The organism is Shewanella sp. SM32, assembly GCF_025654235.1.
GTDB classification, from domain to species: Bacteria; Pseudomonadota; Gammaproteobacteria; order Enterobacterales; family Shewanellaceae; genus Shewanella; species Shewanella oncorhynchi.
The window spans coordinates 1-7,342 of sequence record NZ_JAKKRO010000101.1; the positions used below are offsets into that span (position 1 = coordinate 1).

At 43.1% G+C, this 7,342-nt stretch carries 7 protein-coding genes and 1 pseudogene; 5 read left to right on the forward strand and 3 right to left on the reverse strand.

Annotated elements, in window-relative coordinates:
- Positions 1-19: 19 nt before the first annotated feature.
- The 3 genes and pseudogenes from L5M10_RS22760 to L5M10_RS22765 all read right to left on the reverse strand — a co-directional run.
- Positions 20-163, reverse strand: a pseudogene (locus L5M10_RS22760) (IS4 family transposase); the annotation flags it as partial.
- Positions 164-239: 76 nt separating this feature from the next.
- On the reverse strand, positions 240-500 hold the full coding sequence (locus L5M10_RS24250; RefSeq protein ID WP_411569348.1) for a DUF4113 domain-containing protein: 261 nt from the start codon (positions 498-500) through the stop codon (positions 240-242).
- 282 nt (positions 501-782) lie between these two features.
- The gene (locus tag L5M10_RS22765) at positions 783-986 is read right to left on the reverse strand and encodes an MbcA/ParS/Xre antitoxin family protein (RefSeq protein ID WP_006087145.1); all 204 of its coding nucleotides are present in this window, start codon (positions 984-986) and stop codon (positions 783-785) included.
- A 570-nt stretch (positions 987-1,556) separates the two neighbouring features.
- Between L5M10_RS22765 and L5M10_RS22770 the strand changes: the two genes are divergently transcribed.
- The 5 genes from L5M10_RS22770 to L5M10_RS22790 all read left to right on the forward strand — a co-directional run.
- Positions 1,557-2,189 carry a TnsA endonuclease N-terminal domain-containing protein gene (locus L5M10_RS22770; protein ID WP_006087147.1) on the forward strand — a complete coding sequence of 211 codons (633 nt, stop codon included), beginning with the start codon at positions 1,557-1,559 and terminating at the stop codon, positions 2,187-2,189.
- Positions 2,170-4,104 carry a DDE-type integrase/transposase/recombinase gene (locus tag L5M10_RS22775; RefSeq protein WP_263256008.1) on the forward strand — a complete coding sequence of 645 codons (1,935 nt, stop codon included), beginning with the start codon at positions 2,170-2,172 and terminating at the stop codon, positions 4,102-4,104. The genes L5M10_RS22770 and L5M10_RS22775 overlap by 20 nt, the downstream gene beginning before the upstream one ends.
- Positions 4,105-4,113: 9 nt before the next feature.
- The gene (locus L5M10_RS22780; protein ID WP_006087149.1) at positions 4,114-5,028 is read left to right on the forward strand and encodes a TniB family NTP-binding protein; all 915 of its coding nucleotides are present in this window, start codon (positions 4,114-4,116) and stop codon (positions 5,026-5,028) included.
- Positions 5,025-6,599, forward strand: a complete 1,575-nt coding sequence (locus L5M10_RS22785; RefSeq protein WP_263256009.1) for a TniQ family protein — start codon at positions 5,025-5,027, stop codon at positions 6,597-6,599. Before L5M10_RS22780 ends, L5M10_RS22785 begins: the two co-directional genes overlap by 4 nt.
- A gap of 619 nt (positions 6,600-7,218) precedes the next feature.
- Positions 7,219-7,342 (forward strand): helix-turn-helix domain-containing protein (locus L5M10_RS22790; protein WP_263256010.1); only part of this gene is annotated, 124 nt, incomplete at its 3' end.

Below are 7,342 nucleotides of genomic sequence, written 5' to 3' on the forward strand. Positions count from 1 at the left end.
ATTTCGACCTAACTCAGTCAAGATTTCGACCTAACTCAGTCAAGGTCAGTGTCTTACATTCAATCAGTGCCTTAGAGGCCAGCATCAAGCTGTTTAATCGTTTTAGGTGAAGTTCTGGGCAGTATTGGTGTAAAGAATGTTGTAGGATATTGGCTTCGCGCATCTTGTTGTCCAAGTGTAGTTTTTAGCGAAACCATTTGATCATGCAACAAGATGCGCTTCCACCCTAATTTGATGATTTATTTGTAAATCATCAGGGGATTCTTCAGCGCACAGTGTGGTGTGAGCATGTCTGGCCGCGTGTTCCATTTTTGCGCGATACCTTGAGTAGCAATTAAGTGTGTGTCTGCGCCGTAACGCTGATTGTTACTATCAAGAATTTGTATTAACGCGGGGTTAACTTTTAGCGCGTAGAACAAATCTAACCGGCGGTGTTTATGCTCACTAAATCGATTAACACTACACCGATGTTGTAAGGGTGATGACGGCGCATTTCTCATTCAAGCTGTTTCAAGCTAACTGGGCATCCCTTTTCAACCACCAACAGACTTAGACTGACGCCCTTCCAAATGAGTTATAGCGATATTAATGTTTGATAATCAAAAAGGTAGCAAAACATGTGTTTGGGGTTTTCATCTGGCCAGGTCAAAAAGGCCTTTGATAATCGCTCAGGCAAAAACCTTACGAGAAAGCTCAGACATTTATAGCCCTGTGTTACAGGGCATGCTTAATGGGATGTAGGATCGCAAGTGAGCATGGCCGTTTCAGTGCACTATTGAAGGCTAAGAATACTCCCCTGCTTCTATTTTATTTAGCCATTCATTGACTAATTTACAGCCCTCTGGTGTTTGCATTAATGCGATGGGCTTATTGTTACCTAGTACTGGGATTTCACTATTAAACAGTGTTTCAGCGAGGGTTTTCTCACCATAAATTTCACATGCCCTATTAAATAGGCACTCGGTACTTAGTGATGTTGAGTTCATAAGGTTAGTTCGCTTCTCGTAAAAGGTGTCATTCCAAGTGTAGCAAAATCATCAATGATTAGCCCTGTCATAATCATTTTCTGTTCATCAAGATATTTAGCGGCATTCATAGGTTTGAAAATACTTTTTAGCATAACAATTCACTCTGGACGATTAACTGCTTATATCTTTAGGCTGTATATTACGCTGCAATACACATTACTATTGAAATATATATCAAATAAAATTAAGTGTGCGCGGAAAAATAAAAGGAAAGTTAAATTAACCACACTGTCAAAGTATTAATAATATCCGAATTTAATATGGAATTAATAGGTGTGAAATTCATAAGTTTATGATTTTATTTTTGTTTATTTTTGACACCATCATTCGTCACTGCTCTCGAATACAGCGTGTGTTTTCGTTAAAAATATAAACAAGTCAATATGAAAACCTGAGGCGCCGATGGGTGGTAACATATTTACGATATTCAACAAATATTCAAACCTCTCTTGCGTTCGCTAAAAATATTTATTTACACAATAATTTGGAATCACTAATGTGTATATCTATCCATAAAGCGAGGTTAATATGAAACCCAGAAAAATTCCGCGACACAGTAAAGTGATGGCGCGCATTCATTTCCATTCACAAAAAAATGATTCTACACGTTTCTGTGATAGTGAACTAGAAGTTGCTCGATTATTGCTATTGGAGTTTGAGGATGATGTCATTGCATATAATACCCAACCGGCGTCATTTACATATCTCGTCAACGGAAAAAATAGACGTTATACGCCTGATCTCATTATTTCACATAAACATAAAGGGGTGTATTTCGAGGAAATTAAACCAAAAGACAAACTCGGTAGTCAAAAAAATATTGAAAAATTCGATATTCTCTCAAAAGCCTTTGCCGCCATCTCTGACAATGGTTTAAAGCTCGTTACTGAAGAACAAATCTATGTCGGCAGTACAATTGCAAATCTAAAAAAACTCTATCATTACCGGTCACTTACGCTGTCAGAACAATGCCAGCAGGTAATGCAAGAATTACCCGCGCGTATCACATATTGTGGTCTCATTAGCTGGGCAGAATCTCATCAATGTCATGTTTATGATCCGATGATCCTATTAGCAAATCGATGCTACACATTCGACTTAACTTGTATGTTAAGCCCATTAACTCATCTGGAAAGATCTTATGGCTCAACAAATCTTTAAAGCCAATATGGTTATTTGTCGCAATAATCGTGACTACCGGATAGTCATGCTCGATGACACGTTAGTGACACTAGAGGTTGTGGACAGCAAACATCATCAGGTGTTATCGATTGACCAGCTATTGTCTGAATATCAACTAGGAAGTTTGAGCCTCCCTAAGACAAATCTGAATCTTGACCAATCTTGGCTAAACGAACAACAGAAGGCTGATCTTCGGCGTTATAACACCTACCTAAACTATCTAGACAAACTCGAATACCCAGGTGCAATACGTTCACTCAATATGGCTATTTCGACCTGCGGAGAGATATTAAATGAACCGGTGAATTGCCGTCCATCAACATCAACACTGCGGCGCTGGTATTCAAAATGGCTAAACAATAATAGACAATTCATCTATCTGCTGGCCTCCAGAAAACACGATCCAAACCTGACACTCAGCTGCAGAATCGATGCAGCGATGCGTTCTCTCGTCGACGATGTCATTGATAGTTTTTATCTGACTCTTAATGGCCCCAACGCGGCGGATTGTTACCGAACGCTTATGCAACAACACAGGCGCATGGCACTTGACTGCCCAATGATATCAAAATCGACATTTTACAGAGAAATAAAAAAATTAGATGAAAGCGTTATTATTAGGCGGCGGCAAGGTTCGGTCGCTGCAAATAAATATCTGCGCACTGCAAACCATCAATATCAGGTCAATGGGCTATTTGAAAGATGTGAAATGGATGCGGTTCACGTCGGTATTTATCTCGTTGATCAACATGGCGATATCGTTGGGAAGCCGATCATTTTCTTGATGATTGATGCTTTTAGCCGCTGCATTATGGGAATGCATATCAGTATCCAAGAAGGAGAAACCACTAATGCAGCGGTGAGCGCATTACGCCATGCCATTTTGCCCAAATCCAATCAACAATATTCCTTTATGGAAAATCCATGGACATGCCATGGTACGCCCATGGATCTGTACGTCGATTCTGGCGCAGCATTCATTAATGAATCATTCGACGCACTATTAGCTCAACTCAAGATCAATCGAATCGCTGGGCCGTCACGCCAGCCCTGGAAACACAGTTTTATTGAACGCTTTAATAGTACGTTACGCGACAAACTCAAGGGGATACCTGGATATGTCGGAAAATTAACGGATGGTTTCACCTATGATCACCCGGCAAAGCACTATGCCACCCTGACGGTCGAGGAATTCGAAAAGATTGTCTGTATTCTCATCAATGATATATACCATCAAGAAGCGCATGCAGGAGTAGGAAATCAAACGCCAATAGCGATGTGGAACACACATATTCGCTATTCTCCGGCTATTGTGCCTGCCAATGTTGCGATATTTGATCTTTACCTGCGGCAACAAAAACGAGGCACACTCCAGCAATTAAAGGGATTGCAGTATAAAAATCAGTTTTTTAATTCCATGGAATTACGAAACCTTTTTGAACAATTAAACAAGAATAGTCGTGATCGCGGCAAAGTCACTTTTTATGTTGATGAGCTAAACGCCAGTAATATCATGGTCATTAACCCGTTAAACCAATCTGTGTTAACTGTGCCTAACACCAACAAATTAGCTTGGGGAAAAACCTTCCTGCAACTGAAAATGACCAAGAAAATTTTCATGCCTAACGCAGGCGAACTGAAGGTCAACGATATCACAAAACAGGCCCTCGATCGCAAAAAGAAAGCCGCTCGAGACGTGAAAACGAGCCACAATCTTGCCGATGAGGCGTTGTCCATGGACACACCGCTGACTCAAGATGTTATTCAAAACATGTTAACTAAACGTGAAAAAGTGGCTCATCAAGCGCTGGTATTATCGCCAGCAAAACCGACGGGCAGCGATGTCCCAGAATCCGCCGTGATCCCTAAAATAATCAATTACCAAACCAGCTAGGAATAACACATGGATCACTATCAACCTCAACGAAAGCCTATCACCACAGCATTTTTATCTCGTTCAGTTTACCACTTTGAGTGCAATGCAGTGATTGCGGCATTAGAACGCAGCCTGAAAACAACTGGCCTTAATCCGACTGGGCTGATGATTGTTGGCGATTCTGGTCTTGGTAAATCCACAGCGCTGAGACTGTTTGAACAACGATTCAGTCGACCTGCAACAGAAACACATTCCTACAAAACAGTCGCCAATGTCGTGACCCCTGTGGATGCCAGTGTGAAAAGCTTGTGCTCCGCACTACTGAAGGTCTTGGGTTGCCCGACGCCAGACAGAGGAACCGCCAACAGTATGTTCACTCGGATCACCACCTTGATCCATGAGCTCGATACAAAAATCATCATTTTTGATGAAATTCAACATCTAACTGAGCGTAATGCCCAGAAAAAAACGCGGCCAGTTATCAATCTCGTTAAAAACCTGATGACCGAAACAAACTGTCCGGTCGTCCTCGTTGGTATGCCTGACGCGACAGAACTATTGAGCATGGATCCGCAATTAGCACGACGATTTTCGAAATCGGTGACGCTCAAGCCTTTTAGTATGACTGATGAACTCATCACTGAGGAATACACGGCCTATGATCTGTATGTTTCATTTCTCCACTCGATTGCGTCTTTCATGCCAATCAAAACCATTAATCTCATCGATCCGAATGTTGCTCGTCGTCTCCTTGCCGCCAGTCGCGGAAAAATTTCTATCATTATTAAAATTTTGGAGTTTGTGATCGAGAATAGCCTTGACGGTAAGAAGGCGACGTTACTCGATTTTTCCACCGCGTTCCGTGATATTGCTGATCATGACATCTCACATTGTCCGTTTTTAATCACGAGCAACCAATTAGAAAAGTGGTATTTTTCATGAGTGCAGTGACATTACCCATCAGATTGCGCCCCTATGAGGCCGAATCCCTGCCGTCCTACCTATGTCGGCTAGCCACCGTCAATGGCTGGTCAACCATGGCCGAATTTTTATTGGTCATGGGGATAAAGAAAACCAAAATCGATCCGGATGTCTCGCTTGACCGCCTAGTGCAATTAACCCACCTTCCCCACTCGGAGTTTCTACCGCGCATGGAGGAGATCCCAAGGTCCATGCCAGCGCGGATGTTCTATCAACACTCCCCCAGATTTTGTCCTATTTGCATCGGCACCACACCGTACGTGCGTCATGTCGAGCACTTTAAGACAGCGCTATTTTGTGTAAAACATCGTTGTAAACGCATTGATCAGTGTCCCTGTTGTCAGCATCCCCTCACTTGGCAGCAGCATCTATTTAGTCACTGTTTGCAGTGCAAACAACCCTGGGCCACTTTACCCGCCAACCATGAAATCGATGTTGATTATCAACAATGGATTGAACAAGAAGAAGGCGCAGAGGAGCGGTTGCACTTATTGCATCGGGCAATCACCCGTCTGATTTATCCGACCGATCTCGATCCCCTTCCACCAAACCACAAATTGAGTCTAGACAGTCAGTACATTCTCGATGCATTTCACCTGTTGCAAGGCCGTTTTGACCTGATTTGGGGCAAACAATGTGCCGAAGATCGTCACTATCTCAGCCTCTTTGGTGAACATCATGTGCTCTCCCCCCTCACCAGCTTGCGTGAGCTGAATGGCTTACCGGCTCAGGTGGCTGAAACCCAATCCACATGGCCCAGTTATACCGTGCACGACAGAGTGGATAAACATCCACACATTACAGTGCCTTTAGCGTGTCGAGTGAGTACATTTTACCTGCGTCAGCTGCTCGACTTAACGGCTGTTCAACTGAGTATTCTCGAGGACAGTGGCCATTTTGATAGCCTATACCACCTATCCAATTCACGGCACCGAACTTATGATATGCGCCAAATTTATCGCTGGTTTAAGACACGTATTAGCCAAGATAAATGTGCCTATTACCCTGAACAGAGTTTTAACAAACTGCTTATGATGTATGGCATCGAGTTCAGTCGACTGTTCGAGGGGATCCATCAGGGAAAATTTCGAATAGCCTTGGCCAGCTACAATGAGCAATTAACACTCCACCTGGCCGCTGAGGATGTGAAACAGTTTGTCGAAGATAATGAAGTATTTGATCCACAAGAAGACAAATCGCAAAAGTGGGTTGCTAGGCGTTTGAGGATCCATTTTGCGGGAATGAAGGAGATGATCCGCCCAGGGCTATTTGCCTGCAGCCGCAATCGTGACATCACACGCGCGTCATTGCAGGCAGTGTTAGTGCAATATTCATCATTACAGCGCTGGTGTTACCTGCGTAGTTACCACCGTTATAGTGTTGAGCGTGTGATGGTCGAGGCACAAATTATCCCCATTTTTAGCTCAACGTATTGCACTCTGTTGACCCATGAACAGTTAGCGCAATTGGCAGTGCTCACCGACAGCCGAGCCGAGCTTCAATTAGAAAACAATCCAAAATGGGTGGTGTAGTGTCATTTTTGCATGAAGCGACGCTTCGACAATTCCAAGGGCAATGTGAGCCACAAACGGTTATAAACTTTCATGCTGTTGCAACGCTAAATCGCCGATTAAATGCGTATAAATCGACATTTGCGGGCGATTTTGCCTTAAAACGGCTATAAATCAGGGTAAACTTGCCGATTTAACATAAGCACGAATTGCGCGCAGTCGACCCCAGATGCCTTAACGCCTGATAAAGATCATATAAGTAAATCAGACGCCACAAGCTCACCTCTTTGCGCGTAGCCTATACAACACTCACTTCAATCCAAGCTTTTTCAACAAAGCCCGCGTCAATGGTAACTTATCAAGGCGCTTACTCAATGGCTTCAACGCTAAGAACAAAATGTCTTCAAGGCCCTCTCGGTCATGGTGATAAAAATGAACGAACACTCGGCCGTGATGAGCTTTGATGTCTTTTCTACATCACAAAGGATGACATTGACGTGCATCAAGCTGCTCCACAACGGCATCCAAGTGCTTTCTCCCAGAATTCAGATAATAACTGCGACACTCTAATCGAGGTGTAGAAGAAGCCAACTGCTGAAAAGTGGTACGCTTTATCTCGCCAAAGTAAAAGAGTATCACCATGAATTATCAACAATTGACCGAAGCAAGACGATACCAGATTTCCGTACTGTTAGAACAGGGCTTTTCGATAGCACACATAGCTAAATGCATTGATTGTCATCGCTCTAGTGTCTATAGGGAAG

What these genes read in the sequence shown, in the direction of transcription:
- L5M10_RS24250 (WP_411569348.1), bottom strand. Translation starts at nt 500, where the DNA reads ATGAGAAATGCGCCGTCATCACCCTTACAACATCGGTGTAGTGTTAAT.
- L5M10_RS22765 (WP_006087145.1), bottom strand. Translation starts at nt 986, where the DNA reads ATGAACTCAACATCACTAAGTACCGAGTGCCTATTTAATAGGGCATGT.
- L5M10_RS22770 (WP_006087147.1), top strand. Translation starts at nt 1,557, where the DNA reads ATGAAACCCAGAAAAATTCCGCGACACAGTAAAGTGATGGCGCGCATT.
- L5M10_RS22775 (WP_263256008.1), top strand. Translation starts at nt 2,170, where the DNA reads ATGGCTCAACAAATCTTTAAAGCCAATATGGTTATTTGTCGCAATAAT.
- L5M10_RS22780 (WP_006087149.1), top strand. Translation starts at nt 4,114, where the DNA reads ATGGATCACTATCAACCTCAACGAAAGCCTATCACCACAGCATTTTTA.
- L5M10_RS22785 (WP_263256009.1), top strand. Translation starts at nt 5,025, where the DNA reads ATGAGTGCAGTGACATTACCCATCAGATTGCGCCCCTATGAGGCCGAA.